General features: G+C 61.4%; 22 protein-coding genes. 19 read left to right on the plus strand and 3 right to left on the minus strand.

The window, feature by feature from the left end:
* Positions 1 to 125 precede the first annotated feature (125 nt).
* The 16 genes from mraZ (at position 126) to lpxC (ending at position 17924) form a co-directional block, all read left to right on the plus strand.
* Complete coding sequence (gene mraZ / locus BLU46_RS21590; protein ID WP_003171868.1) at positions 126 to 581, plus strand: division/cell wall cluster transcriptional repressor MraZ; 456 nt, start codon at positions 126 to 128, stop codon at positions 579 to 581.
* Positions 578 to 1525, plus strand: coding sequence for a 16S rRNA (cytosine(1402)-N(4))-methyltransferase RsmH (gene rsmH / locus BLU46_RS21595; protein ID WP_003216201.1), 948 nt, complete (start codon positions 578 to 580; stop codon positions 1523 to 1525). The genes mraZ and rsmH overlap by 4 nt, the downstream gene beginning before the upstream one ends.
* Positions 1522 to 1815, plus strand: coding sequence for a cell division protein FtsL (gene ftsL, locus BLU46_RS21600; RefSeq protein ID WP_093205264.1), 294 nt, complete (start codon positions 1522 to 1524; stop codon positions 1813 to 1815). The genes rsmH and ftsL overlap by 4 nt, the downstream gene beginning before the upstream one ends.
* Positions 1815 to 3557, plus strand: a complete 1743-nt coding sequence (locus BLU46_RS21605; protein WP_167410175.1) for a peptidoglycan D,D-transpeptidase FtsI family protein — start codon at positions 1815 to 1817, stop codon at positions 3555 to 3557. Before ftsL ends, BLU46_RS21605 begins: the two co-directional genes overlap by 1 nt.
* Positions 3557 to 5020, plus strand: coding sequence for a UDP-N-acetylmuramoyl-L-alanyl-D-glutamate--2,6-diaminopimelate ligase (locus BLU46_RS21610; protein WP_063027204.1), 1464 nt, complete (start codon positions 3557 to 3559; stop codon positions 5018 to 5020). Before BLU46_RS21605 ends, BLU46_RS21610 begins: the two co-directional genes overlap by 1 nt.
* Complete coding sequence (locus BLU46_RS21615; protein WP_093205268.1) at positions 5013 to 6383, plus strand: UDP-N-acetylmuramoyl-tripeptide--D-alanyl-D-alanine ligase; 1371 nt, start codon at positions 5013 to 5015, stop codon at positions 6381 to 6383. Before BLU46_RS21610 ends, BLU46_RS21615 begins: the two co-directional genes overlap by 8 nt.
* Positions 6383 to 7465 (plus strand): phospho-N-acetylmuramoyl-pentapeptide-transferase, encoded by a 1083-nt coding sequence (gene mraY / locus BLU46_RS21620; RefSeq protein ID WP_017477688.1) that lies wholly within the window; start codon positions 6383 to 6385, stop codon positions 7463 to 7465. The genes BLU46_RS21615 and mraY overlap by 1 nt, the downstream gene beginning before the upstream one ends.
* Positions 7466 to 7471: 6 nt before the next feature.
* Positions 7472 to 8818 carry a UDP-N-acetylmuramoyl-L-alanine--D-glutamate ligase gene (murD, locus tag BLU46_RS21625; protein WP_093205273.1) on the plus strand — a complete coding sequence of 449 codons (1347 nt, stop codon included), beginning with the start codon at positions 7472 to 7474 and terminating at the stop codon, positions 8816 to 8818.
* A complete protein-coding gene (gene ftsW, locus BLU46_RS21630; RefSeq protein WP_063027210.1) occupies positions 8815 to 10038 on the plus strand; it encodes a putative lipid II flippase FtsW in 1224 nt (407 codons plus the stop codon). Before murD ends, ftsW begins: the two co-directional genes overlap by 4 nt.
* Positions 10028 to 11098, plus strand: coding sequence for an undecaprenyldiphospho-muramoylpentapeptide beta-N-acetylglucosaminyltransferase (gene murG / locus BLU46_RS21635; protein WP_093205278.1), 1071 nt, complete (start codon positions 10028 to 10030; stop codon positions 11096 to 11098). Before ftsW ends, murG begins: the two co-directional genes overlap by 11 nt.
* The gene (gene murC, locus BLU46_RS21640) at positions 11091 to 12536 is read left to right on the plus strand and encodes a UDP-N-acetylmuramate--L-alanine ligase (RefSeq protein WP_017477685.1); all 1446 of its coding nucleotides are present in this window, start codon (positions 11091 to 11093) and stop codon (positions 12534 to 12536) included. Before murG ends, murC begins: the two co-directional genes overlap by 8 nt.
* The gene (locus tag BLU46_RS21645) at positions 12533 to 13489 is read left to right on the plus strand and encodes a D-alanine--D-alanine ligase (protein ID WP_010170475.1); all 957 of its coding nucleotides are present in this window, start codon (positions 12533 to 12535) and stop codon (positions 13487 to 13489) included. The genes murC and BLU46_RS21645 overlap by 4 nt, the downstream gene beginning before the upstream one ends.
* Positions 13490 to 13493: 4 nt before the next feature.
* Positions 13494 to 14360 (plus strand): cell division protein FtsQ/DivIB, encoded by an 867-nt coding sequence (locus tag BLU46_RS21650; RefSeq protein WP_029615882.1) that lies wholly within the window; start codon positions 13494 to 13496, stop codon positions 14358 to 14360.
* Positions 14361 to 14375: 15 nt separating this feature from the next.
* Positions 14376 to 15638: a cell division protein FtsA gene (gene ftsA, locus BLU46_RS21655; protein WP_003216224.1), complete on the plus strand. Its 1263-nt coding sequence runs from the start codon at positions 14376 to 14378 to the stop codon at positions 15636 to 15638.
* Between the two features lie 65 nt (positions 15639 to 15703).
* Positions 15704 to 16900 carry a cell division protein FtsZ gene (gene ftsZ, locus BLU46_RS21660; RefSeq protein ID WP_010170471.1) on the plus strand — a complete coding sequence of 399 codons (1197 nt, stop codon included), beginning with the start codon at positions 15704 to 15706 and terminating at the stop codon, positions 16898 to 16900.
* A gap of 112 nt (positions 16901 to 17012) precedes the next feature.
* Positions 17013 to 17924, plus strand: a complete 912-nt coding sequence (gene lpxC / locus BLU46_RS21665) for a UDP-3-O-acyl-N-acetylglucosamine deacetylase (protein ID WP_003171886.1) — start codon at positions 17013 to 17015, stop codon at positions 17922 to 17924.
* 109 nt (positions 17925 to 18033) lie between these two features.
* On the opposite strand, the gene BLU46_RS21670 is transcribed toward lpxC, so the two are convergent.
* The 3 genes from BLU46_RS21670 to BLU46_RS21680 all read right to left on the minus strand — a co-directional run bounded on the left by BLU46_RS21670 (position 18034) and on the right by BLU46_RS21680 (position 22493).
* Positions 18034 to 19539 carry a diguanylate cyclase gene (locus tag BLU46_RS21670; RefSeq protein ID WP_063027214.1) on the minus strand — a complete coding sequence of 502 codons (1506 nt, stop codon included), beginning with the start codon at positions 19537 to 19539 and terminating at the stop codon, positions 18034 to 18036.
* Between the two features lie 51 nt (positions 19540 to 19590).
* Positions 19591 to 21084 carry a sensor domain-containing diguanylate cyclase gene (locus tag BLU46_RS21675; RefSeq protein WP_093205283.1) on the minus strand — a complete coding sequence of 498 codons (1494 nt, stop codon included), beginning with the start codon at positions 21082 to 21084 and terminating at the stop codon, positions 19591 to 19593.
* Between the two features lie 86 nt (positions 21085 to 21170).
* Positions 21171 to 22493 carry an OprD family porin gene (locus BLU46_RS21680; RefSeq protein WP_093205288.1) on the minus strand — a complete coding sequence of 441 codons (1323 nt, stop codon included), beginning with the start codon at positions 22491 to 22493 and terminating at the stop codon, positions 21171 to 21173.
* 350 nt (positions 22494 to 22843) lie between these two features.
* Between BLU46_RS21680 and BLU46_RS21685 the strand changes: the two genes are divergently transcribed.
* The 3 genes from BLU46_RS21685 (at position 22844) to BLU46_RS21695 (ending at position 25381) form a co-directional block, all read left to right on the plus strand.
* Positions 22844 to 23818 carry a 2-hydroxyacid dehydrogenase gene (locus BLU46_RS21685; RefSeq protein ID WP_017477680.1) on the plus strand — a complete coding sequence of 325 codons (975 nt, stop codon included), beginning with the start codon at positions 22844 to 22846 and terminating at the stop codon, positions 23816 to 23818.
* Between the two features lie 174 nt (positions 23819 to 23992).
* Entirely contained in the window at positions 23993 to 24895 is a 903-nt protein-coding gene (locus tag BLU46_RS21690; protein ID WP_063027220.1) for a chemotaxis protein CheV, read from the plus strand.
* A gap of 3 nt (positions 24896 to 24898) precedes the next feature.
* Positions 24899 to 25381: a GNAT family N-acetyltransferase gene (locus tag BLU46_RS21695; protein ID WP_063027222.1), complete on the plus strand. Its 483-nt coding sequence runs from the start codon at positions 24899 to 24901 to the stop codon at positions 25379 to 25381.
* Positions 25382 to 25482 lie beyond the last annotated feature (101 nt).

Consider the following 25482-nt stretch of genomic DNA (forward strand, 5'->3'; position numbering starts at 1 on the left):
GCTTTTCCTTGAATCCGCGCCTTGACGGTGTGGTGGGCGCATTCCTATAGTGTGCGCAAGTGGCGGAAAGTGGCACAAAGTGGGTTTTTTGAACGTAAAACGCTAAAATTTGGAGAAACGCATCTGTGTTTCGCGGAGCTAACGCTATCAGTCTCGATGCAAAAGGCCGTCTCGCCATGCCGAGCCGGTATCGTGACGAGCTCATTTCGCGAAGTTCCGGGCAATTAATCATCACCATTGATGCCGTTGATCCTTGTTTGTGCGTGTACCCGCTCGACGAGTGGGAACTGATTGAAACCAAGTTGCGTGCACTGCCTTCACTGCGTGAAGAGAACCGCCGCCTGCAACGCTTGCTGATTGGTAATGCCGTCGACCTCGAACTCGATGGCAGTGGTCGTTTCCTGGTTCCACCGCGTTTGCGCGAATACGCCAAGTTGGACAAGCGCGCGATGCTGGTAGGCCAACTGAACAAGTTCCAATTGTGGGACGAAGATGCCTGGGATGCTGTTTCTGCAGCTGACCTGGCTGCTATTCAACAACCGGGCGCCATGCCTGATGAACTGCGTGATTTGATCCTGTGACTATTGATAGCGGCTTTAACCACATCACCGTACTGCTTGACGAAGCCGTTGAGGCTCTCGCCGTACGCGCGGATGGCTGCTATTTGGATGGCACCTTCGGCAGGGGCGGGCACAGTCGGCTGATTCTCAGCCAGCTTGGTCCGGATGGTAAGCTCCTCGGGTTCGACAAAGACCCTCAAGCGATTGCCACCGGGCAAGCGCTAGCGGCCGAAGACGGCCGCTTTGTCGTTGTGCAGCGTAGCTTTGCCGAACTCGGCGCAGAAGTGGCCGAGCGCGGCATGGCGGGCAAGGTGGCCGGGGTTCTGCTGGACCTGGGCGTGTCTTCGCCACAGCTGGACGACCCTGAGCGCGGCTTCAGTTTCATGAACGACGGCCCGCTCGACATGCGCATGGACCCAAGCCGTGGCATCAGCGCCGCGCAGTTCATCGCCACCGCGCCCCACGAAGAAATCACCCGTGTGTTCAAGGAATACGGCGAAGAGCGCTTCGCTGGCCGCATGGCGCGTGCCGTGGTCGAACGCCGGGAAATCCAGCCGTTCGAACGCACCGCCGACCTGGCTGAAGTGCTGAAAGTCGCCAACCCTGCGTGGGAAAAGGGCAAGAACCCGGCAACCCGTGCGTTCCAGGGCCTGCGCATTCACGTCAACAACGAATTGGGCGATCTGGAAGCCGGCCTCGAAGCCGCTCTGGAAGCCTTGGAAGTGGGCGGTCGCCTGGTGGTGATCAGCTTCCACTCCCTGGAAGACCGCATCGTCAAATTGTTCATGCGTCGTCTGGTCAAGGGCGAATCCGACAACCTGCCGCGCAACCTGCCGGTACGTTACGAAGCCTTTGTGCCGAAAATCAAAATCCATGGCAAAGCGCAGTTCGCTTCCGAAGCCGAACTCAAGGCCAACCCGCGTGCCCGTAGCGCTGTCATGCGCGTTGCGGAGAAGTTGCGGTGAGCAAGCTTTTCGCCAAGCCCCTCCCGGGCGGCAGCTTCTTTATTTTGCTGCTGTTTGTTGGCGTCCTGGTATCCGCGATTGCGGTGTCCTACAGCGCCCACTACAACCGTCAGTTGCTCAATACCCTGTACGGGGAACTGAGCGTGCGCGACAAGGCGCAGGCGGAGTGGGGCCGGTTGATCCTCGAGCAAAGCACCTGGACGGCCCACAGTCGTATCGAAGTGCTGGCCACTGAACAGCTGAAGATGCACATCCCGGGCGCTGCAGAAGTTCGTATGGTGGCGCCATGATGAAACTCGAGGGCGCACTCTACCCATGGCGCTTCCGCGTAGTGCTGGGGTTGCTGGCACTGATGGTGGGCGCGATTGCCTGGCGGATTATCGACCTGCAAGTGGTGGATCGTGACTTCCTGATCGGCCAGGGCGACGCCCGCAGCCTGCGGCATATCCCGATTCCTGCGCACCGCGGCCTGATCACCGACCGTAACGGCGAGCCCCTGGCCGTGAGTACTCCGGTGACCACCCTGTGGGCCAACGCCAAGGAAATGCAGACCGCCAAGGACAAGTGGCCGGAACTGGCTGCCGCCCTGGGCCAGGACCCTAAAGCCCTGAGCGAGCGTCTCGACGCCCAGGCCAACAAAGAATTCATCTACCTGGTTCGCGGCCTCACCCCCGAACAAGGCCAGCAAGTGCTCGACCTTAAAGTCCCCGGTGTCTACGGCATCGAGGAGTTTCGGCGTTTCTACCCGGCCGGCGAAACCACTGCCCATATGGTGGGCTTCACCGACATTGATGATCACGGTCGCGAAGGCGTAGAACTCGCCTACGACGAATGGCTGGCCGGGGTCCCCGGCAAACGGCAGGTCATCAAGGATCGGCGCGGCAGACTGATCAAGGATGTCCAGGTCACCAAAAACGCCAAGGCCGGTAAGCCCTTGGCGTTGTCGATTGACCTGCGCCTGCAATACCTGGCCAACCGTGAGCTGCGTAACGCGATCATCGAGAACGGTGCGAAAGCCGGCAGCCTGGTGATCATGGACGTGAAGACCGGCGAGATTCTCGCCATGGTCAACCAGCCGACCTACAACCCGAACAACCGTCGCAACCTGCAACCGGCGATGATGCGCAACCGCGCCATGATCGACGTGTTCGAGCCAGGTTCGACCATGAAAGCCATCTCCATGAGTGCCGCCCTGGAAACCGGGCGCTGGAAGCCCTCCGACAAGGTCGAGGTCTACCCGGGCACCCTGCAGTTGGGCAAATACACCATTCGTGACGTATCGCGCACCGAAGGTCCGGTGCTGGATCTGACAGGTATCCTGATCAACTCCAGTAACGTGGGCATGAGTAAAGTCGCCTTCGATATCGGCGGCGAAGCCATCTACCACCTCGCGCAAAAAATCGGCCTGGGCCAACCCACTGGCCTGGATTTCCCGGGCGAGCGTGTAGGCAACCTACCGAACTACCGCGACTGGAAAAAGGCCGAGACTGCCACGCTTTCCTATGGCTACGGCCTGTCGGTGACGGCCATCCAATTGGCCCACGCCTTCTCGGTATTGGCCAACAACGGCCGCATGGTGCCGCTGAGCCTGATCCACCTGGATGAGGCGCCGCCTGCGACCCAGGTGATCCCGGAAAACGTCGCCAAGACCATGCAAGGCATGCTGCAACAAGTGATCGAAGCACCGCGTGGCGTGTTCCGTGCCCAGGTGCCGGCGTATCACGTGGCAGGCAAGTCCGGTACCGCGCGTAAAACCGCCGTGGGCACCAAGGGCTACGCCGAGAACTCCTACCGCTCGCTGTTCGCAGGCTTCGGCCCGATGAGCGATCCGCGTTACGCCATTGTTGTGGTGATCGATGAGCCGAGCAAAGCCGGTTACTTCGGTGGCCTGGTATCGGCGCCGGTGTTCAGCAAGGTGATGTCCGGGACGCTGCGCCTGATGAACATCACGCCGGACAACCTGCCGGCGACCCAACAAGCGAACGCCGGACCGCCGGCCGCTGCTGTAAAAGCCAATGGAGGGCGCGGCTGATGTCCCTTAGCCTGAACAAGATTTTTGCCCACGCTGGCCGCGATCTGCTGATTCGCGAGTTGACCCTGGACAGCCGTAATGTGCGCGCCGGTGACCTGTTCCTGGCCGTGCCGGGTGGCAAGTTCGATGGCCGTGACCATATCGCCGACGCGCTGAAACGCGGTGCGGCAGCGGTGGCCTATGAAGTGGAAGGCGCCACTGTGCTGCCGATCACCGACGTGCCATTGATTCCGGTCAAGGGCCTGGCGGCGCAGCTGTCGGACATCGCCGGGCGCTTTTATGGCGACCCGAGCCGTACCCTGAACCTGGTGGGCGTGACCGGCACCAACGGCAAGACCAGCGTGACCCAATTGGTTGCCCAGGCGCTTGACCTGCTGGGCCAACATTGCGGCATCGTCGGCACCCTGGGCACCGGTTTCTACGGCGCGCTGCAAAGCGGCCTGCACACCACGCCTAACCCAATTGCCGTGCAGGCGACCCTGGCCGACCTGAAAAAGGCCGGTGCCAAGGCAGTTGCCATGGAAGTCTCGTCCCACGGGCTGGACCAGGGGCGCGTCACTGCCCTGGCGTTCGACGTGGCGGTGATGACCAACCTGTCCCGGGATCACCTGGATTATCACGGGACCATGGAGGCCTATGCCGCCACCAAGGCCCGGCTGTTTGCCTGGAATGACCTGAAGTGCCGGGTGGTCAACCTGGACGACGAATTCGGTCGTCAGCTGGCCGCCGCCCAAGGCGACGGTCGCCTGATCAGCTACAGCCTGGAAGATTCCAGCGCCTACCTGTATTGCCGTGAAGCCAGCTTTGATGACGAAGGCGTGCGCGCCACCCTGGTGACGCCGCAGGGCGAGCACCATTTGCGCAGCACCTTGCTCGGGCGTTTCAACCTGAGCAACGTATTGGCCGCTGTTGGTGCCTTGCTCGGCCTGGATTACGCCCTCGACGAAATCCTGCGCGTGCTGCCGAAGCTGGAAGGCCCGGCCGGTCGTATGCAGCGCCTCGGCGGAGGCACCCAGCCGCTGGTAGTGGTCGATTACGCCCACACCCCAGACGCCCTGGAAAAAATCCTGCAAGCCCTGCGTCCCCACGCCAAGGGCAAGTTACTGTGCCTGTTCGGCTGTGGCGGTGACCGCGATCGCGGCAAACGCCCGCTGATGGCTGAAATCGTCGAGCGCCTGGCTGATGGTGTCCTGGTCACTGACGACAACCCGCGCAGCGAAGACCCAAGCCAGATTTTCGATGACATTCGTGTCGGCTTTCAAGAGGCGTCCAAGGCGACGTTCGTTGCCGGTCGCGGTGCAGCCATCGCTCAATTGATCGCCAGCGCAAGTGCTGACGACGTGGTGGTGCTGGCCGGTAAAGGTCACGAGGACTATCAGGAAATCAACGGCGAACGCCATCCTTTCTCGGATCTGGTCGAGGCTGATCACGCCTTGACCGCATGGGAGGTGGCCCATGCTTAAGGCGCTCACATTCAGCGAACTGACCCAGGCCTTGTCGGCCTGCGTGCTGTCGGCTGATTGCAGCTTTGATGGCGTCAGCATCGACAGCCGTACCATTAAGCCCGGACAACTGTTTGTCGCCTTGGCCGGCCCAAGTTTTGATGGCCATGACTACCTGAATGACGTCGCTGCCAAAGGCGCTGTCGGCGCTCTGGTGCAGCGCGAAGTTACTGACTCGACACTGCCGCAATTGCTGGTCGCTGACACCCGCCTGGCCCTCGGCCAACTGGGGGCGCTGAACCGTGCCGCTTTCACCAATCCTGTGGCGGCCATCACCGGCTCCAGCGGCAAAACCACGGTCAAGGAACTGCTGGCCGGCATCCTGCGCACGCGCGGTCCGGTCCTGGCGACCCGTGGCAACCTGAACAATGACTTCGGCGCTCCGCTGACCCTGCTCGAACTGGCCCCGGAACACACGGCGGCGGTGATTGAGCTGGGTGCTTCGCGCATCGGCGAAATCGCCTACACCGTGGCCATGACCAAGCCTCATGTCGCGGTGATCAGCAACGCCGGCACCGCCCATGTCGGCGAGTTTGGCGGCCCTGAAAAGATCGTTGAAGCCAAGGGCGAAATCATCGAAGGCCTCGACGCATCCGGCACTGCCGTGCTGAACCTCGACGACAAGGCCTTCGAAACCTGGCGTGTACGTGCCGCCGGTCGCAAGGTCTTGAGCTTCGCGGTGCACAACGCCGCTGCCGATTTTCATGCCTCGAATATCAAGGCCGACGCCCGTGGTTGCCCGTCCTTCACCCTGCATACCCCGCAAGGTGACGAGCACGTACAGCTGAACCTGCTGGGCAACCATAACGTCGCCAATGCGCTGGCTGCCGCCGCCGCTGCCCATGTGCTGGGCGTGTCGTTGTTCGGCATCGCCACCGGCCTTGGTGCGGTGCAACCGGTCAAGGGCCGTACCGTCGCGCAACTGGCCAGCAACGGCATGCGCGTGATTGATGACACCTACAACGCGAACCAGTCCTCGATCTGCGCCGCCATCGACCTGCTGACCGGTTTCGCCGGTCGCAAGGTGCTGGTGCTGGGGGACATCGCCGAACTGGGCGAGTGGGCCGAACAGTCTCACCGTGAAGTCGGCGCGTACGCGGCCGGCAAGGTCGATGCCCTGTACGCCGTTGGGCCGAACATGCTTCACGCCGTGGACACCTTCGGGCCGGGCGCCAGGCATTTCGCCAGCCAGGCCGAGCTGATCCAGGCGCTGAGCGCAGCTGAACAAGACAAACACACCACTATTTTGATCAAGGGATCGCGCAGCGCGGTGATGGAAAACGTCGTCGTGGCCTTGTGTGGCTCAAGTACGGAGAAACATTAATGCTGCTGCTGCTGGCTGAGTATCTGCAACAGTTCCACAAAGGCTTCGCGGTCTTTCAGTACCTGACCCTGCGCGGGATTCTGGGTGTGCTGACCGCGCTGTCGTTGTCGCTGTTCCTCGGGCCATGGATGATCCGTACCCTGCAAAACCTGCAGATCGGCCAGTCTGTGCGCAACGACGGCCCGCAGTCGCACCTGTCCAAATCCGGCACCCCGACCATGGGCGGTGCGTTGATCCTGTCGTCCATCGGCATCAGTACGCTGCTGTGGGCTGACCTGCATAACCGCTATGTCTGGACCGTGCTGCTGGTGACCCTGCTGTTCGGCGCCATCGGTTGGGTGGATGACTACCGCAAGGTGATCGAGAAGAACTCCAAGGGGCTGCCAAGCCGCTGGAAGTATTTCTGGCAATCGGTGTTCGGCCTGGCGGCGGCGATCTTCCTTTATACGACTGCGCCAAGCGCGGTCGAGACCACCCTGATCATCCCGATGCTCAAGGACGCCAGCATCCCGCTGGGTGTTGGCTTCGTGGTACTGACTTACTTCGTGATCGTCGGCTCGAGCAACGCGGTCAACCTGACTGACGGCCTCGACGGCCTGGCGATCATGCCGACGGTGATGGTGGGCGGCGCGCTCGGCATCTTCTGCTACCTGTCGGGTAACGTGAAATTCGCTGAATACCTGCTGATCCCGTATGTACCGGGCGCGGGCGAACTGATCGTGTTCTGCGGCGCATTGATCGGTGCCGGCCTGGGCTTCCTGTGGTTCAACACCTATCCGGCACAAGTCTTCATGGGCGACGTCGGCGCACTGGCGCTGGGCGCGGCCCTGGGCACCATCGCGGTGATCGTCCGCCAGGAAATCGTCCTGTTCATCATGGGCGGTGTGTTCGTGATGGAAACCCTGTCGGTGGTGATCCAGGTTGCCTCCTTCAAATTGACCGGGCGCCGCGTGTTCCGCATGGCGCCGATACACCACCACTTTGAACTCAAGGGCTGGCCTGAGCCGCGGGTGATTGTCCGTTTCTGGATTATCACCGTGATTCTGGTTCTGTTCGGCCTTGCCACCCTGAAACTGAGGTAGAAACGAGTGTCCCTGATCGCTTCAGACCACTTCCGCATCGTTGTCGGCCTCGGCAAGAGCGGCATGTCCCTGGTTCGCTTCCTGGCGAACCGGGGCACGTCGTTTGCCGTGGCCGATACGCGGGAAAATCCACCGGAGCTGGTCACGCTGCGCCGTGACTACCCGCACGTGGAAGTGCGTTGTGGCGAGCTGGATGTCGAGTTTCTGTGCCGTGCCGATGAGCTCTACGTGAGCCCCGGCCTGGCCCTGGCGACCCCGGCCCTGCAAGCGGCGGCGGCCCGTGGCGTGAAGTTGTCCGGCGATATCGAGCTGTTCGCGCGTAACGCGAAGGCGCCGATCGTGGCTATCAGTGGTTCCAATGCAAAAAGCACCGTCACCACCCTGGTGGGCGAGATGGCGGCTGCGGCCGGCAAGCGCGTGGCCGTGGGCGGCAACCTCGGTACTCCGGCGCTGGACCTGCTCAACGACGACGTCGAGCTGTACGTGATGGAGCTGTCGAGCTTCCAGCTGGAAACCACCGACCAGCTCAACGCTGAAGTGGCCACCGTGCTCAACGTCAGCGAAGACCACATGGACCGCTACAGCGGCCTGCCGGCCTATCACCTGGCCAAGCACCGGATCTTCCGTGGCGCGCGGCAAGTGGTGGTGAACCGTCAGGATGCCCTGAGCCGTCCGCTGATCGGCGAAGGTCTGCCGTGCTGGACCTTCGGCCTGAACAAACCTGACTTCAAGGCTTTCGGCCTTCGGGAAGAGAACGGCGAGAAATACCTGGCCTTTGAATTCCAGAACCTGATGCCGGTGCGCGAACTGAAAATCCGTGGCGCCCACAACCAGGCCAATGCCCTGGCGGCGCTGGCACTCGGTCACGCGGTGGGCTTGCCGTTCGACGCAATGCTCTCGGCCCTGCGCACATTCGCTGGGCTTGAGCATCGCTGCCAGTGGGTTCGCGAGCTGGATGGCGTTGGCTATTACAACGATTCCAAGGCCACCAACGTCGGCGCAGCACTTGCAGCCATCGAAGGTTTGGGCGCCGACATTCAAGGCAAGGTCGTGCTGATCGCCGGTGGCGACGGCAAGGGTGCCGACTTCAAGGACCTTAAAGGCCCGGTCGCTGCCCACTGCCGCGCCGTGGTGTTGATGGGCCGCGATTCCGGCTTGATCGCCGATGCCCTGGGCGACGCCGTACCGCAGGTGCGCGCGCAGTCCCTGGACGATGCCATCGCCCAATCCAAAGCCTTGGCTCAGCCGGGCGATGTGGTGCTGCTGTCGCCTGCCTGCGCGAGTTTCGACATGTTCAAGAACTACGAAGAGCGCGGCCAGCTGTTCGCCCGCGCCGTGGAGGCCTTGGCATGAGTATCAATTTCCGGAACATCATCAAGCCGTACCCGTCGCCGATCATCACCGGGCGCGGTATCGACCTGGATTTCCCGATGCTTGCCGGTTGCCTCGCGCTGCTGGGTCTTGGCCTGGTAATGATTACCTCGGCGTCCTCGGAAGTGGCCGCCGTGCAGTCGGGCAACACCCTGTACATGATGATCCGTCACCTGGTGTACCTGGTGATCGGTCTCGGTGCGTGCATCGTCACCATGATGATCCCGATTGCCACTTGGCAGCGCCTGGGTTGGCTGATGCTGGTGGGCGCGTTCGGCCTGTTGATCATGGTGATCCTGCCCGGCATCGGGCGTGAGGTGAACGGTTCGATGCGCTGGATCGGCTTCGGTGCGTTCAACGTGCAGCCGTCGGAAATCGCCAAGGTGTTCGTGGTGATCTACCTCGCCGGTTACCTGGTGCGGCGCCAGAAAGAAGTACGCGAAAGCTGGATGGGCTTCTTCAAGCCGTTCATCGTGCTGTTGCCGATGGCCGGCCTGTTGCTGATGGAGCCGGACTTCGGTGCCACCGTCGTAATGATGGGGGCGGCGGCGGCGATGCTGTTCCTCGGTGGCGTGGGCCTGTTCCGCTTCACCTTGATGGTGGTGCTGGCGGTGGCCGCTGTGACGATTCTGGTGCAGGCGCAACCCTACCGGATGGCGCGTCTGATTACCTTTACCGACCCATGGTCCGATCAATTCGGTTCCGGCTACCAGCTGACCCAGGCGTTGATCGCCTTCGGTCGCGGCGAGTGGCTGGGGGTTGGCCTGGGCAACAGCGTGCAGAAGCAGTTCTACCTGCCGGAAGCCCACACCGACTTCGTGTTCTCGGTACTCGCCGAAGAGCTGGGCGTGGTCGGCTCGCTGTGCACCGTCGCGCTGTTCGTATTCGTGTGTGTACGCGGCATGTACATCGGTTTGTGGGCTGAAAAGGCCAAGCAGTATTTCGCCGCTTACGTGGCGTACGGCTTGTCGTTCCTGTGGATCGGCCAGTTCCTGATCAACATCGGGGTGAACGTCGGCCTGCTGCCGACCAAGGGTCTGACCTTGCCGTTCCTCAGTTATGGCGGCAGTTCGTTGGTGATTTGCTGCGCCTGTCTCGGGTTATTGCTGCGCATCGAGTGGGAGAGTCGAACCCACCTGGGCAGCGAAGAGATGGAGTTCAGCGAAAGCGACTTCGCCGAGGAGCCAAACCATGGGCGCTAACGTGCTGATCATGGCAGGCGGCACCGGTGGCCACGTGTTCCCGGCGCTGGCCTGTGCCCGCGAGTTCCAGAACCGCGGCTACACCGTGCATTGGCTTGGCACGCCGCGCGGCATCGAAAACGATCTGGTACCGAATGCCGGCTTGCCACTGCATTTGATCAACGTCACCGGCCTGCGTGGCAAGGGCAAATTGTCCCTGCTCAAGGCGCCGTTCGTGTTGCTCAAGGCGGTGTGGCAGGCGCGCAAGGTTATCCGTGAAGTGAAGCCGGTATGCGTGCTGGGCTTTGGCGGTTACGTGACCGGCCCTGGCGGTGTCGCGGCAAAACTCGCCGGTGTGCCGGTGATCGTCCATGAGCAGAACGCCGTGGCCGGCACCGCCAACCGCCTGCTGGTGCCCTTGGCTGCCCGGGTGTGCGAGGCGTTTCCGAAGACCTTTGGGGCTGCGGACAAGCTGCGTACCACCGGCAACCCGGTGCGTACCGAACTGTTCATGGACATCGCCCGCCAGCCGTTGGCCGGTCGCAAGGCGCACCTGTTGATCCTGGGCGGAAGCCTGGGCGCGGAGCCCTTGAACAAATTGCTGCCTGAAGCGGTGTCGCAACTCCCTGAGGAGCTGCGCCCCGAGATCTTCCATCAGGCCGGCAAGAACCACGATGAAGTGACCGCTACGCGTTATCGCGATGCTGGCGTCGAGGCGAATGTGCAGCCCTTCATCAAAGACATGGCCCAAGCCTATGGCTGGGCCGACCTGGTGGTCTGTCGCGCAGGTGCGTTGACCGTCAGTGAACTGGCTGCCGCCGGTCTGCCGTCCTTGCTGGTGCCTTTGCCCCACGCGATCGACGATCACCAGACCCGCAACGCCGAATATTTGGCCGGGGAGGGCGCTGCCTTCCTGCTGCCGCAAAGAACGACTGGCGCCGCCGATTTGGCCGCACGCCTGACCGAGGTTTTGATGCAACCGGAACGACTGAACAGCATGGCGAGCACCGCAAGCCGCCTGGCTAAACCTGACGCAACCCGCACCGTGGTCGATATCTGCCTGGAGGTGGCCCATGGTTGAGAATCAGAAAGCCATGCCACAACCGGAAATGCGCCGCATCCGTCGCATCCACTTCGTCGGTATCGGCGGCGTGGGCATGTGCGGGATCGCCGAAGTGTTGCTGAACCTGGGTTATCAGGTGTCCGGCTCCGACCTGAAAATGTCGCCGGTCACCGAGCGCCTGGAATCGTTTGGCGCGAAAATCTTTATCGGTCACCGTGCCGAGAACGCTGCCGAAGCCGACGTGCTGGTGGTCTCCAGTGCCGTGAACACCTCCAACCCGGAAGTGGCCACCGCTCTTGAACGCCGCATTCCCGTGGTGCCGCGCGCCGAGATGCTGGCCGAGCTGATGCGCTACCGCCACGGCATTGCCGTCGCCGGTACCCATGGCAAGACCACCACCACCAGCCTGATTGCCTCGGTGTTCGCCGCCGGTGGCCTGGACCCGACCTTCGTGATCGGTGGCCGCCTGAATGCAGCCGGCACCAATGCACAGCTCGGTACCAGCCGCTACCTGATCGCCGAAGCCGATGAAAGCGACGCCAGCTTCCTGCACCTGCAACCGCTGGTGGCCGTGGTGACCAACATCGACGCCGACCACATGGCGACCTACGACGGTGACTTCAACAAACTGAAGAAAACCTTTGTCGAGTTCCTGCACAACCTGCCGTTCTACGGGTTGGCCGTGGTGTGCCTGGACGATCCGGTGGTGCGCGAAATCCTGCCGCTGGTGAAGCGTCCGACCGTGACCTACGGCTTCAGCGAAGACTGCGACGTGCGCGCAATCAATGTGCGCCAGCAGGGCATGCAGACCTTCTTCACCGTGCTGCGCCCTGACCGCGAGCCGTTGGATGTCTCGGTGAACATGCCGGGCAACCACAACGTACTCAACTCTCTGGCGACCATCTGCATCGCCTCCGACGAAGGCGTCAGCGATGAAGCCATCGTCGAAGGCCTGTCGGGTTTTGCCGGTGTGGGTCGTCGCTTCCAGGTCTACGGCGAACTGCCGGTGGACGGCGGCAACGTGATGCTGGTGGACGACTACGGTCACCACCCGACCGAAGTCGCCGCAGTGATCAAGGCCGTGCGCGGTGGCTGGCCAGAGCGCCGCCTGGTGATGGTGTACCAGCCGCACCGCTACAGCCGTACCCGCGACCTGTACGACGATTTCGTCAATGTACTGGCGGATGCCAACGTGTTGCTGCTGATGGAAGTCTACCCGGCCGGTGAAGAGCCGATCCCGGGCGCCGACAGCCGCAAGCTGTGCAACAGCATCCGTCAGCGTGGCCAACTGGACCCGATCTACATCGAACGCGGTGTGGACCTCGCGCCAATCGTCAAACCGCTGCTGCGTGCCGGCGACATCCTGCTGTGCCAGGGTGCCGGTGATATCGGCGGCCTCGCCCCTAAATTGCTGGCGAGCCCGCTGTTTGCCGCCCCACAGGGGAAGTCGAAATGACCACTGACTACGGCTCCCTGTTCTCCACCATTCAACCTGCCGACTTCGGCCGCGTTGCGGTGCTGTTCGGCGGCAAGAGTGCTGAGCGTGAAGTGTCGCTGAAGTCCGGCAATGCCGTACTGGAAGCGCTGCAAAGTGCCGGCGTGAATGCGTTCGGCATCGACGTGGGCGATGACTTCCTGTCGCGCCTGCAGGCCGAGAAAATCGACCGCGCCTTCATCATTCTTCACGGCCGTGGCGGTGAAGACGGCAGCATGCAGGGCCTGCTGGAGTGCCTGGGCATTCCGTACACCGGCAGCGGGATCCTCGCTTCGGCACTGGCCATGGACAAGTTGCGCACCAAGCAGGTATGGCACAGCCTGGGTATTCCGACCCCGCGTCACAGCGTGCTGTGCAGCGAAGACGATTGTATTTCTGCAGCCAAGGAACTGGGCCTGCCTTTGATCGTCAAACCAGCCCATGAAGGCTCCAGTATCGGCATGGCTAAAGTGAACTCAGCCGCCGAATTGATTGACGCATGGAAAGCGGCCAGTACCTACGATTCGCAAGTGTTGGTGGAACAGTGGATTCAAGGTCCCGAGTTCACCATCGCTACGCTGCGTGGCCAGGTATTGCCGCCTATCGCATTGGGCACGCCCCACACCTTTTATGACTACGACGCCAAGTACGTGGCTTCCGATACTCAGTACCGGATCCCGTGTGGCCTCGACGCAACCAAGGAACAGGAATTGATGGACCTCACGGCGAAAGCCTGTGAGGCGCTGGGTATCGCCGGTTGGGCGCGGGCAGACGTGATGCAGGATGACCAAGGGAATTTCTGGTTCCTTGAAGTCAACACCGCACCCGGGATGACCGATCACAGCCTGGTACCTATGGCCGCTCGTGCAGCCGGTTTGGATTTCCAGCAGTTGGTGCTGGCGATCCTGGCAGCAAGCATTGAGCCTCGAGGCTAAGACCATGAACGGCGCATCGCTTCGTCATCAGCAACCCGCTCCCGGCCGCAAGCCGGTGCCGCGTGGTGCCAGCCGAATGGTGGCTAAAGAGCCGATGTCGGCGCGCATGCCGAAAGCCAACTTTGGTTTTCTGAAGGCTTTGTTCTGGCCGGTGATCCTGGTGGCGTTGGGGTTTGGTACGTACGAAGGCGCCCAGCGTCTGTTGCCGTATGCCGACCGGCCGATCACCAAGATCAGTGTGCAGGGCGATTTGAGCTACATCAGCCAGCAAGCCGTGCAGCAGCGAATCGCCCCGTTTGTGGCGTCGAGCTTCTTCACCATCGACCTGGCAGGCATGCGTTCCGAGCTGGAACAGATGCCATGGATTGCCCACGCCGAAGTTCGTCGCGTGTGGCCGGATCAGGTAACGATCCGCCTGGAAGAACAACTGCCTGTGGCCCGTTGGGGCGATGGACAGTTGTTGAACAACCAGGGCCAGGCGTTTGCACCTCGCGAAGTGGCGAATTACGAGCACCTGCCGCAGTTGTTCGGGCCGCAGCGGGCGCAGCAGCAAGTGATGCAGCAGTACCAGGCGTTGAGCCAGATGCTGCGGCCGTTGGGCTTCTCGATTGCGCGACTGGAATTGCGTGAGCGGGGGAGCTGGTTTTTGACCACGGGTGCAGGCAGTTCCGGCCCGGGCATCGAGTTGTTGCTGGGACGCGGCAACCTGGTGGAAAAGATGCGCCGTTTTATCGCCATCTATGAAAAGACCTTGAAAGAACAGATTACGAACATTGCGAGCATCGACCTGCGTTACGCCAACGGCCTTGCCGTCGGCTGGCGGGCCCCTGCGGCGCCCACGGCAGCGCAACCTGCTGTCGCGAAGAATTAAGAAGAGGCAGGACCCATGGCAAACGTGCAAAGCGGCAAAATGATCGTCGGTCTGGATATCGGCACCTCCAAAGTGGTGGCGCTGGTAGGCGAGGTCGCGGACGACGGCACGCTGGAAATCGTCGGAATCGGCACGCATCCGTCCCGGGGCCTGAAGAAGGGCGTGGTGGTGAATATTGAATCCACCGTGCAATCGATCCAGCGCGCCATCGAAGAAGCGCAGCTGATGGCCGGTTGCCGGATTCACTCGGCATTCGTCGGTGTTGCCGGCAACCACATCCGCAGCCTGAACTCCCACGGCATCGTGGCGATCCGCGACCGCGAAGTCAGCTCGGCTGACCTGGAGCGGGTACTCGACGCAGCGCAAGCCGTGGCGATCCCGGCTGACCAGCGCGTGCTGCACACGCTGCCGCAGGACTACGTGATCGACAACCAGGAAGGTGTTCGCGAGCCTTTGGGCATGTCGGGCGTCCGTCTGGAAGCCAAGGTTCACGTCGTGACCTGCGCCGTCAACGCTGCACAGAACATTGAAAAATGCGTTCGCCGCTGCGGCCTGGAAATCGACGACATCATTCTCGAGCAGTTGGCTTCGGCTTACTCGGTACTGACCGACGACGAAAAAGAACTGGGCGTGTGCCTGGTGGACATCGGCGGCGGCACCACGGACATCGCGATCTTCACCGAGGGTGCGATCCGTCACACCGCCGTGATCCCGATTGCCGGTGACCAGGTGACCAACGACATCGCCATGGCGTTGCGCACCCCGACCCAGTACGCCGAAGAAATCAAGATCCGTTACGCCTGTGCCCTGGCCAAGCTGGCCGGTGCTGGTGAAACCATCAAGGTGCCGAGCGTGGGCGACCGTCCACCGCGCGAACTGTCGCGTCAGGCGTTGGCCGAAGTGGTCGAGCCGCGCTACGACGAACTGTTCACCCTGATCCAGGCTGAACTGCGCCGCAGCGGCTACGAAGATTTGATCCCGGCCGGCATCGTGCTGACCGGTGGTACCTCGAAGATGGAAGGCGCGGTCGAACTGGCCGAGGAAATCTTCCACATGCCGGTCCGCCTGGGCGTGCCCCATGGCGTGAAAGGCCTGGGCGACGTGGTGCGCAACCCGATTTATTCCACCGGTGTGGGCTTGCTGTTGTACGGGCTGCAAAAGCAGACCGACGGCATTTCCCTGTCGGGCCCGAGCAACCGCGACAGCTACAGAAGCGACGACGAAGCGAAAGCACCGTTGTTCGAGCGGTTGCAGGCTTGGGTGAAAGGCAATTTCTAAAGATTTACCGCAACACCGTTTCAAGTAGTAGGCGAAAAAACTAGAGAAATGAAAGGAGAGGGAAAATGTTCGAACTCGTAGACAACATCCCCGCAAGCCCGGTCATCAAAGTGATCGGCGTCGGCGGTGGCGGCGGCAACGCTGTCAACCACATGGTCAAGAGCAACATTGAAGGCGTTGAATTCATCTGCGCCAACACTGACGCCCAGGCCCTCAAAAGCATCGGTGCACGCACCATCCTGCAATTGGGCACAGCCGTGACCAAGGGCCTGGGTGCCGGCGCGAACCCGGAAGTCGGCCGTCAAGCCGCTCTGGAAGACCGCGAGCGCATTGCTGAAGTGCTGCAAGGCACCAACATGGTGTTCATCACCACAGGCATGGGCGGTGGTACCGGTACCGGTGCTGCGCCGATCATTGCCGAAGTGGCCAAGGAAATGGGGATCCTGACGGTTGCCGTCGTGACCCGTCCGTTCCCGTTCGAAGGTCGCAAGCGCATGCAGATCGCCGATGAAGGCATCCGTCTGCTGTCCGAAAGCGTCGACTCGTTGATCACTATTCCCAACGAGAAGCTGCTGACCATCCTCGGTAAGGACGCCAGCCTGCTGTCGGCTTTCGCCAAGGCTGACGATGTACTGGCCGGTGCCGTTCGCGGTATCTCCGACATCATCAAGCGTCCGGGCATGATCAACGTCGACTTTGCCGACGTACGTACCGTGATGAGCGAAATGGGCATGGCGATGATGGGCACTGGCTGCGCCAGCGGTCCGAACCGTGCACGCGAAGCTACCGAAGCGGCCATCCGCAACCCGTTGCTGGAAGACGTGAACCTGCAAGGTGCACGCGGCATCCTGGTGAACATCACCGCCGGTCCTGACCTGTCCCTGGGTGAGTACTCGGACGTGGGTAGCATCATCGAAGCCTTCGCTTCCGAGCACGCCATGGTCAAGGTCGGTACTGTTATCGATCCGGACATGCGCGACGAACTGCACGTGACCGTTGTTGCTACCGGCCTGGGTGCAAAAATCGAGAAGCCTGTAAAGGTCATCGACAATACCGTCCATACCAGCCACGCCAGCCAGCAAGCTGCCGCTCCAGCGCCTGCGCGCCAGGAACTGCCGTCTGTGAACTATCGTGACCTGGATCGTCCGACCGTGATGCGCAACCAGGCTCAGGCCGGTGCTGCTGCATCCCGTAGCCCGAATCCGCAAGATGACCTGGACTACCTGGACATCCCGGCTTTCCTGCGTCGTCAGGCCGATTAATGGAATGTATCAGGGCTATGAAGGTGATTGGTGTTCAGCAAAGGTCTGGTCTGCTATTATCGCCAGCCTTTGTTGATACCAGTTCGCAATTTGCGCTGAAGCGGTCCAAGCCATGATTAAACAACGCACCCTGAAGAATATTATCCGTGCCACAGGTGTAGGTCTGCACTCCGGGGAGAAGGTATACCTGACCCTCAAGCCCGCACCTGTCGACACCGGCATCGTGTTTGTTCGTGCCGACCTGGACCCTGTGGTGCAGATTCCTGCTCGCGCGGAAAATGTTGGCGAAACCACGATGTCGACCACGTTGGTCAACGGTGACGTCAAAGTGGACACGGTGGAGCACTTGCTCTCGGCCATGGCCGGTCTGGGCATCGATAACGCCTACGTCGAGCTCTCCGCGTCCGAAGTCCCAATCATGGATGGCAGCGCCGGACCCTTCGTATTCTTGATTCAATCTGCCGGCCTGGAAGAACAGGACGCAGCCAAGAAGTTCATTCGCATTCTGCGGGAAGTGACAGTAGAAGACGGCGACAAGCGCGCCACCTTCGTCCCGTTCGAAGGCTTTAAAGTGAGCTTTGAGATCGATTTCGATCACCCGGTATTCCGTGACCGCACACAAAGTGCAAGCGTGGATTTTTCCAGCACTTCGTTCGTAAAAGAAGTCAGCCGCGCCCGTACCTTTGGTTTCATGAGTGACATCGAGTACCTGCGCAAGCATAACCTCGCACTCGGCGGCAGCGTTGAAAACGCCATTGTGGTCGACGCGGATGGTGTACTGAACGAAGACGGCCTTCGCTATGAAGACGAATTTGTGAAGCACAAGATCCTCGATGCAATCGGTGACCTCTACCTGCTGGGCAATAGCCTGATAGGCGAGTTCAAAGGCTTCAAGTCGGGCCACGCCCTTAACAACCAGCTGCTGCGCAAGTTGATTGAGCAGACAGATGCTTGGGAAGTCGTGACCTTCGAAGATGCCAGCACCGCACCGATCTCTTACATGCGTCCCGTCGCGGCGGTGTAAGTAACAACTCTCTTTCCTTTTGTTTTTAAAGGCTGCCTTCGGGTGGCCTTTTTTTATGCCTGATCGTTCCCTACGTTCTGCGTGGGAACGCCTCCTGTGACGCTCCGCGTCACGGCTTTAACGCGCAGGCATCAACAACGCGATTACGCCCGGTATGCTTGGCCTCATACAGCGCCTGGTCGGCGTTGAGCAGTAATTCCTCCAGCGTGGTGCGGCTGTTTTTGGTCCAGGTACTGAGGCCAATGCTGACGGTAATCGGCACCGTATCCCCGCCCACCCGCGGCAGGTGTTCGACACTGCTGCGGATATGTTCAGCAATCACCAGCGCCCCCTGGCTGTCGGTATGCGGCAGCACCACCGCAAATTCCTCGCCGCCATATCGGGCCGCGAGATCGGCAGGGCGGCGGATATTGCCCTCGATCACCTGCGCCACCGTACGCAATGCCTCGTCGCCACCTTGATGGCCATGTCGGTCGTTGAACGCCTTGAAGTGGTCCACATCAATCATCAGCACCGTCAACGGTTCGGCTGAACGCTGGGCGCGGTCCCATTCCAGGCGCAGGCGCTGGTCCAGGGTGCGGCGGTTGGCCAGGCCGGTGAGCGCATCGGTGGCTGCCAGTTCTGACAGCACCTGCTCGGCGCGGTGGCGCCTGCGCAGTTCCATGCAAAGCATCCCGGTCAGCCACAGCAGGCCAATGCACAAAACCCCGGTGGCCCCGCTGATCAATAGCGCCGCACGCTGCCAGGGTGCGAATATGTCATCCGTGGACAGGCCCACCACGACGATCAGCGGTAAATTCCCCACCGTGGAGAAGGTATAGAGGCGGTTCTCCTCATCCACACTGGACGTGCCACGAAAGTTGCCATCGCGCTCTTTCAGTATGCGCGCGACGTTGGGGCGTTGGCTGAGGTCCTTGTCGATCATGTCCCGTTCCAGCAACGGCTGTTGGGCCAGCAGGATGCCTTGCTGGTTGATCAGGTTGATGGTGCTGTCGTTGCCGATATTCAGGCTGCGGAACAGTTGCTGGAAATACGAGAGGCGCATGGAGGCCACGGCCACCCCGAGGAATCGCCCGTCGGGCCCGGAGACCCTGCGGCTGAATGCGATGCGCCATTGGTCGTCACACACGCAGCGCGCCATGAAGGGCCGGCTGATGAACAGGCCCAGGTCGGGATTCTGCCGGTGGGCCTGAAAGTAATCACGGTCGGCGAAGTTGGCAGCCTTGGGCGTCAGCAGCGAGGAGTCGGCAATCACCTCGCCGTTCTTGTCCAGCAGCAGGATGTCACCCTTGTACGGCGCCGCTTCCGATCGATCAAACAGCACCAGGTGGCGGATGCTGGCCGATACTCCGGCCAAATCACTGCGTTCGGTGGCCGCGATCAGGCCTTTGATCGACAAGTCGTACAGCTCGACGTTGCGCAGCACGTCGGCATCGATCAGTTGGGTGATGTTATTGGCCGTGCGCTGGGCCGCCTGCAAGGTGTTGGCGTGCTCGCGGGTCAGCAACACCGCGACTACCAACATGATCAGCAGCACCGTGACGCAACTGCCGATGATCAGCAGCAGCTCCGGACGGTGGGTCGGGCGGGGCGGGCGGGTGGTGCTTGGGCTCATCGGGCGTACTTCTGCTTCGAGGATGCCCTTAGCGTAGTTGCTGATAACGGCTCATGTGGTCTGGCTGTGAACCGTGCGGTTGCGCCCGGAGTGCTTGGCGTCATACAGCGCCCGGTCGGCACTCAGCAGCAGCTCTTCCAGTGAACCACGGCGGCGTTTGTCCCAGGTACTGAGGCCGATGCTGACAGTGATCGACAACGCGTCTCCGTCCGCTGGTGGCAAGTGCTCCACCGCGCTGCGGATATGCTCGGCGATGGTGCTCGCTCCGTCGCGGTCGGTATCCGGCAGGATCACTGCGAACTCTTCGCCGCCGTAACGGGCCGCCAGGTCGGCGGGGCGACGAATATTGCTGCCGATGACCCGGGCGACGTTGCGCAGCGCCTCGTCACCGCCTTGGTGGCCATGGCGGTCGTTGAAGGCCTTGAAGTGGTCGACGTCGATCATCAGCAAGGCCAGCGGCTCGCCCGAGCGTTGTGCGCGCTCCCATTCCAGGCGCAGGCGCTGGTCGAGGGTGCGGCGGTTGGCCAAGCCGGTGAGGGCGTCGGTGGCCGCCAGTTCCGACAACACCTTCTCGGCGCGATAGCGGCGGCGCAGTTCCCGGCGCAGCATCCAGGTCAGCCACAGCAGGCCTATACACAGCACACCGGTGGCGCCACTGATCAGCACGGTGGCACGTCTCCAGGCGGCAAACACGTCATCGTTGGACAGCGCCACCACCACAATCAGCGGCAGCGCACCGACGCTGGTGAAGGTGTACAGCCGTTGCTTGCCACTGATGGAGGAGAGACCGCTGAAACTGCCGCTGCCTTCGCGCAGCATTCTTTTGAAGTTTGGCCGCATGCTCAGGTCTTTGTTGATCATGTCGCTTTCGAGCAGAGGCTGCTGGGCCAGCAGAATGCCGTCGTTGTTCAGCAGGTTGATGCTGCTGCCGCTGCCGATGGTCAGGCTATTGAACAGCTGGTCGAAATACGCCAGGCGCATGGTCGCCACCGCCACACCGGCAAACTCGCCATTGGGCCCGGGCACCCGACGGCTGAACGCAATACGCCAGACCTGATCGCACTCGCAACGAATCTTGAAGGGCCGGCTGATGAACAAGCCCGCGTTGGGGTTCTGCTGGTGGATCTGGAAATAGTCGCGATTGGCGAAATTGCGTGGCGTGGGCTTCAGCGTGGAGGAGTCGGCGGTGACCGCGCCGACCTTGTCCAGCAGCAGGACCTCGCCTTTGAAAGGGGCGGCCGTGGACTGGTCGAACTGCACCATATGCAGGATGTCGGCCGAGACCTGGGGTAAGTCGTGGCGGGTGGTCGCGACAATCAGGCCGTTCAGGGCCAGGTCGTAGAGTTCGACGTTGCGTAACACATCGGCGTTGATTAACTGGGTGATATTGGTGGTGGAGCGCTGGGCCGTCAGCAGGGCGCTGGTGTGTTCGCGAGTCAGCAGTACGGCAACGATGATCACGATCAGGATGACGGTAAGGCCGCTGCCCAGAATCAGCAGAAGCTCCGGGCGTGCAGGCGGGGTGAAGGTGCGGCGTTGACTCATGGGACTGACTTCGGCACTCGAGATACTGGCAGTTTAGTTCCATGTTGTGAAAAATAAGTCGTCGCCGCTAAAAGAATGCCTGAAGGTTAAAAAACGTCGATCGGGTAGTCGACGATCACCCGGTATTCATCCACGTCCCGGTCCACTGCCGCGTAGCCATTGCCGCCGCGATTGGTTGCCCACTGCAGGCGTACGGCCAGGTCCTTGGCCTTGCCGCCTTGCACCACGTACTTGAGGTCGATGTCCCGTTCCCAGTGCTTGGCGTTCTTGCCGTCGGCGCTGTACCAGGATGAGTAGCCACGGCTGTCCGGGTCGACGGTGGTCAGGTCGGTCTTGCCGCTGATGTACGACACCGCCGAGGTCAGGCCAGGCAGGCCCAGCCCGATGAAGTCATAGGCGTATTTGAGCTTCCACGAGCGTTCGTTGGGGCCGTTGAAGTCCGAGTATTGCTGGGAGTTATCCAGGTAGATGCTGTCACCCTGGCTGATGTAGTCGAACGGTGTGTTGCCGTTGACCCGCTGGTAGGCGGCGGTGACGCTGTGATTGCCTACGCCGACGGTGAAATGCAGGCTGTAGGTGTTGTTGTCGATGTTACCCAGCAGGGCTTTGCCAGTGTCCTGGGTGTGATAGTAGTGCAGACCCGGGTTCAAACTGACCAGTTCGTTCAGTTGCCAGGTGTAGTCCAGGTCGTAGTAGTACTGGTTCCAGATGTCCTTGAGTTCGGACGCGTACAGGTTGCTGGTCAGCCCCGGCAGTCCGCTGAAGGACACACCGGCCCAGTCCAGGTGCTGGCTGTCTTCACCGTTGGGCAAGGCGCCGTAGCTGGTGCCGATGCGCCGGTGGCCACTCTGGTTGTAGAGCTTGGTGAAGCTGGCCTGGCCGCCTTCGAACATCCAGCCGTCCAGGCTGTGGTTGGTCAGGCTCACGCCGCGGAAGGTCTGGGGCAGCATGCGGGTCATGCCGCCGGCAATTACCGGGTTGTTGAGGAACAGGTCGCCGGCTTTCAGCTCGGTGTCGAAGGCGCGCATTTTCAGGGTGGCGCCGGCGGTGGAGAACGAGCCGGGGGCTTTACCGTTGCCGGAGCTCACCGGCAGGATGCTGGAACCGTCGGTGCCGCCACCGCCGTCGAGCTTGAGACCGAGCATGGCGTTGGCGTCCAGGCCAAAGCCGACGGTGCCTGGGGTGTAGCCGGATTCGAAAATGCCGATGATGCCCTGGCCCCATTCCTTGCTGTCATCGGTGTGAATGTCGCGACGGTCGCGGTTCATGTAGTAGTTGCGGGTGTTGATCTTGAAGCTGGAACCTTCGACGAATCCGTCGGTGGTCGGGGTGTCTGCCGCGTGGGCAAGGGGAACGATCGTTGCAGCAATCGCGAGGAATAACGGGGTGAACGTCAGCGAGGTTTTCACCGGTGGAGCTCCTTTGGGTCAATCGAAACCGGCCAGTGTTGTTGGGGTTCCTGGCCTTTTTTCAGCGCAAAAAAAAGCCGCTGAACTCAGCGGCTTTAAGACAGATTCCCAGTGTAGAGCCCTGGAAATAAGTCGAGGGAAATCGGGGGAGAGCGGGTCGGTCTTAACCGCTGCGCTCATCGATGCGACAAATTAGCGCAGGTGAGCGATGCGATACAGAGTGTAACAAGATAATGACTGTTGCCCAAATCGCAACAGTCTGGCTTTGCGGGTGTGGGGCGTCCTGACAACCCCTACCCAAGAATGTTAGCGTGCTTGCCATTCCCACGTAGTCGATGAGCCCGCCTTCCATGAAAAAGACTGTCCTCGCCTTCAGCCGCGTCACCCCGGAAATGATCGAACGCCTGCAACAGGATTTCGATGTCATCGCGCCTAACCCAAAGCTGGGCGACATCAATGCCCAGTTCAACGAGGCTTTGCCGCACGCCCACGGGCTGATCGGCGTAGGCCGCAAATTGGGCCGTGCGCAACTGGAAGGCGCGAGCAAACTGGAAGTGGTTTCCAGCGTGTCGGTGGGCTACGACAACTACGACCTGGCGTACTTCAATGAGCGCGGGATCATGCTTACCAACACTCCGGACGTGCTCACCGAAAGCACCGCCGACCTGGCCTTCGCCCTGCTGATGAGCAGCGCCCGCCGCGTCGCCGAACTGGACGCCTGGACCAAGGCCGGGCAGTGGAAAGCCAGCGTCGGAGCGCCGTTGTTTGGCTGTGATGTACACGGCAAGACCCTGGGCATTGTCGGCATGGGCAACATCGGCGCGGCCATCGCCCGTCGGGGTCGCCTGGGTTTCAATATGCCGATTCTGTACAGCGGCAACAGCCGCAAGACCGAACTGGAACAAGAACTCGGCGCGCAATTTCGCAGCCTCGATCAGTTGCTGGCCGAAGCCGACTTCGTCTGTCTGGTGGTGCCGCTGAGTGAGAAAACCCGCCACCTGATCAGCCATCGCGAGCTGGGGTTGATGAAGTCCAGTGCGATCCTGGTGAACATTTCCCGTGGCCCGGTGGTGGATGAGCCGGCGCTGATCGAGGCCCTGCAAAACCAGACCATCCGTGGCGCCGGCCTGGATGTGTATGAGCAGGAGCCGCTGTCCGAGTCGCCGCTGTTCCAGCTGAGCAATGCCGTGACCCTGCCGCACATCGGCTCGGCCACCAACGAGACCCGCGAAGCCATGGCCAACCGTGCCCTGGAAAACCTGCGCAGTGCGCTGTTGGGCCAGCGTCCGCAGGATTTGGTGAACCCGCAGGTGTGGAAGGGCTGATGACTGCTTGTTGTAGGAGCGAGCTTGCTCGCGAAAAGCGTCAACGAGAAAGCGGGCAGCCTGGATAAACACAGCGCCCTCAGGTTCTTCGCGAGCAAGCCCGCTCCTACAGTTTTTCGCGTGCAAGTCGATAACGGTCTATAGATCGTCATCCCTGATCCACAGAAGGTTTTTATGTCCACCACCAAAGCCCGCGCAGACTCACTCTCGCTTCTGCTCTTTACCTTGCGCAGCGGCAAGCTGATGGCGATCAACCTGTTGAAAGTCAGTGAAATCATTCCCTGCCCGCCGCTGACCAAGCTGCCGGAGTCGCACCCCCACGTCAAAGGCATCGCCACCTTGCGCGGCGCCGCCTTGTCGGTGATCGACCTGAGCCGGGCGCTGGGGGAAATGCCCCTGCAAGACCCGGACGGCGGCTGCCTGATCGTCACCGATGTGAGCCGTTCCAAGCAGGGCCTGCATGTGCAGGCGGTAAGTAAGATCGTGCACTGCCTGACCACCGACATTCGCCCGCCGCCGTTTGGCTCGGGCGGCACGCGTTCGTTTATCACCGGTGTGACCCAGGTCGAAGGCGCCCTGGTGCAGGTGCTGGACATCGAAAAAGTCATCCACGGCATCGCCCCGGCGCAGATCGAAGCGGCGCCCACTGACCTGACCATGGAAGAAGCCGAAGTACTGGGCAACGCCCGGATCCTGGTGGTGGACGACAGCCAGGTGGCCCTGCAGCAATCGGTGCACACCCTGCGCAATCTCGGCCTGACCTGCCACACCGCCCGCAGCGCCAAGGAAGCGATCGACCGTTTGCTGGAGCTGCAAGGCACCGTCGAGCAAATCAACGTGGTGGTGTCGGACATCGAAATGTCCGAAATGGACGGCTACGCCTTCACCCGCACCCTGCGGGAAACCCCGGACTTCCAGGACCTCTATGTGCTGCTGCACACCTCCCTGGACAGTGCGATGAACAGCGAAAAGGCCCGCCTGGCCGGCGCCAATGCGGTGCTCACCAAGTTCTCCTCCCCCGAACTGACCAAGTGCCTGGTGGTCGCCGCCCAGACCGTTGCACAGCAGGGCCTCTGACCGGTGGGAGAGTATTTCCAGCTGCTGCGTCGCGACCTCACCGGTAGCCTGCCCGCTCCGCAATGGCCGGCGGACATCCAGCTGGATCATTACCACGAAGCCATGGCTCCGGCGATTCACGCGGTATTGAGCCTGGCCCAGGAACAAGGCGGCGGACGTGTCGGTTCCCTTGAACATTGGCGTCAGCAGTTCGTTGCCGATGCCGAGTTCGATCCAAAACTGTGCCTGGTGGCGAGTAACGCCAGCGGCATCCTGGGTGTGTCCCAATGCTGGACCAGCGCCTACATCAAGAACCTGGCCATTCACCCCTGTGCCCAGGGCATGGGGTTGGGCCGGGCGTTATTGCTGCACACCTTCCAGGTGTTCAAGCAACGCGGCGAGGCGTTTGTCGACCTCAAGGTGCTGGAGTCCAACCTGCGGGCCCGCCGCCTGTATGAAAATGCCGGCATGGTGTTTGTGCTTCGGGACCTTGCCCCCGAAGACTGAGGACGCTGGCGCATAACTTGCTTTGCACAGAGACAGAACGGTGAACAGAGGCAAAAACCCGCCACCGTTCACGAGTGCCTTCTGACCTTGCCTGGTGACAG

The sequence above is a fragment of the Pseudomonas yamanorum genome, assembly GCF_900105735.1.
Taxonomy (GTDB): Bacteria; Pseudomonadota; Gammaproteobacteria; order Pseudomonadales; family Pseudomonadaceae; genus Aquipseudomonas; species Aquipseudomonas yamanorum.

Coding starts and splice junctions, on each gene's coding strand:
- BLU46_RS21605 (WP_167410175.1), top strand. CDS start 1,815: ATGAAACTCGAGGGCGCACTCTACCCATGGCGCTTCCGCGTAGTGCTG.
- BLU46_RS21610 (WP_063027204.1), top strand. CDS start 3,557: ATGTCCCTTAGCCTGAACAAGATTTTTGCCCACGCTGGCCGCGATCTG.
- BLU46_RS21615 (WP_093205268.1), top strand. CDS start 5,013: ATGCTTAAGGCGCTCACATTCAGCGAACTGACCCAGGCCTTGTCGGCC.
- mraY (WP_017477688.1), top strand. CDS start 6,383: ATGCTGCTGCTGCTGGCTGAGTATCTGCAACAGTTCCACAAAGGCTTC.
- ftsW (WP_063027210.1), top strand. CDS start 8,815: ATGAGTATCAATTTCCGGAACATCATCAAGCCGTACCCGTCGCCGATC.
- murG (WP_093205278.1), top strand. CDS start 10,028: ATGGGCGCTAACGTGCTGATCATGGCAGGCGGCACCGGTGGCCACGTG.
- murC (WP_017477685.1), top strand. CDS start 11,091: ATGGTTGAGAATCAGAAAGCCATGCCACAACCGGAAATGCGCCGCATC.
- BLU46_RS21645 (WP_010170475.1), top strand. CDS start 12,533: ATGACCACTGACTACGGCTCCCTGTTCTCCACCATTCAACCTGCCGAC.
- BLU46_RS21650 (WP_029615882.1), top strand. CDS start 13,494: ATGAACGGCGCATCGCTTCGTCATCAGCAACCCGCTCCCGGCCGCAAG.
- ftsA (WP_003216224.1), top strand. CDS start 14,376: ATGGCAAACGTGCAAAGCGGCAAAATGATCGTCGGTCTGGATATCGGC.
- ftsZ (WP_010170471.1), top strand. CDS start 15,704: ATGTTCGAACTCGTAGACAACATCCCCGCAAGCCCGGTCATCAAAGTG.
- lpxC (WP_003171886.1), top strand. CDS start 17,013: ATGATTAAACAACGCACCCTGAAGAATATTATCCGTGCCACAGGTGTA.
- BLU46_RS21670 (WP_063027214.1), bottom strand. CDS start 19,539: ATGAGCCCAAGCACCACCCGCCCGCCCCGCCCGACCCACCGTCCGGAG.
- BLU46_RS21675 (WP_093205283.1), bottom strand. CDS start 21,084: ATGAGTCAACGCCGCACCTTCACCCCGCCTGCACGCCCGGAGCTTCTG.
- BLU46_RS21685 (WP_017477680.1), top strand. CDS start 22,844: ATGAAAAAGACTGTCCTCGCCTTCAGCCGCGTCACCCCGGAAATGATC.
- BLU46_RS21690 (WP_063027220.1), top strand. CDS start 23,993: ATGTCCACCACCAAAGCCCGCGCAGACTCACTCTCGCTTCTGCTCTTT.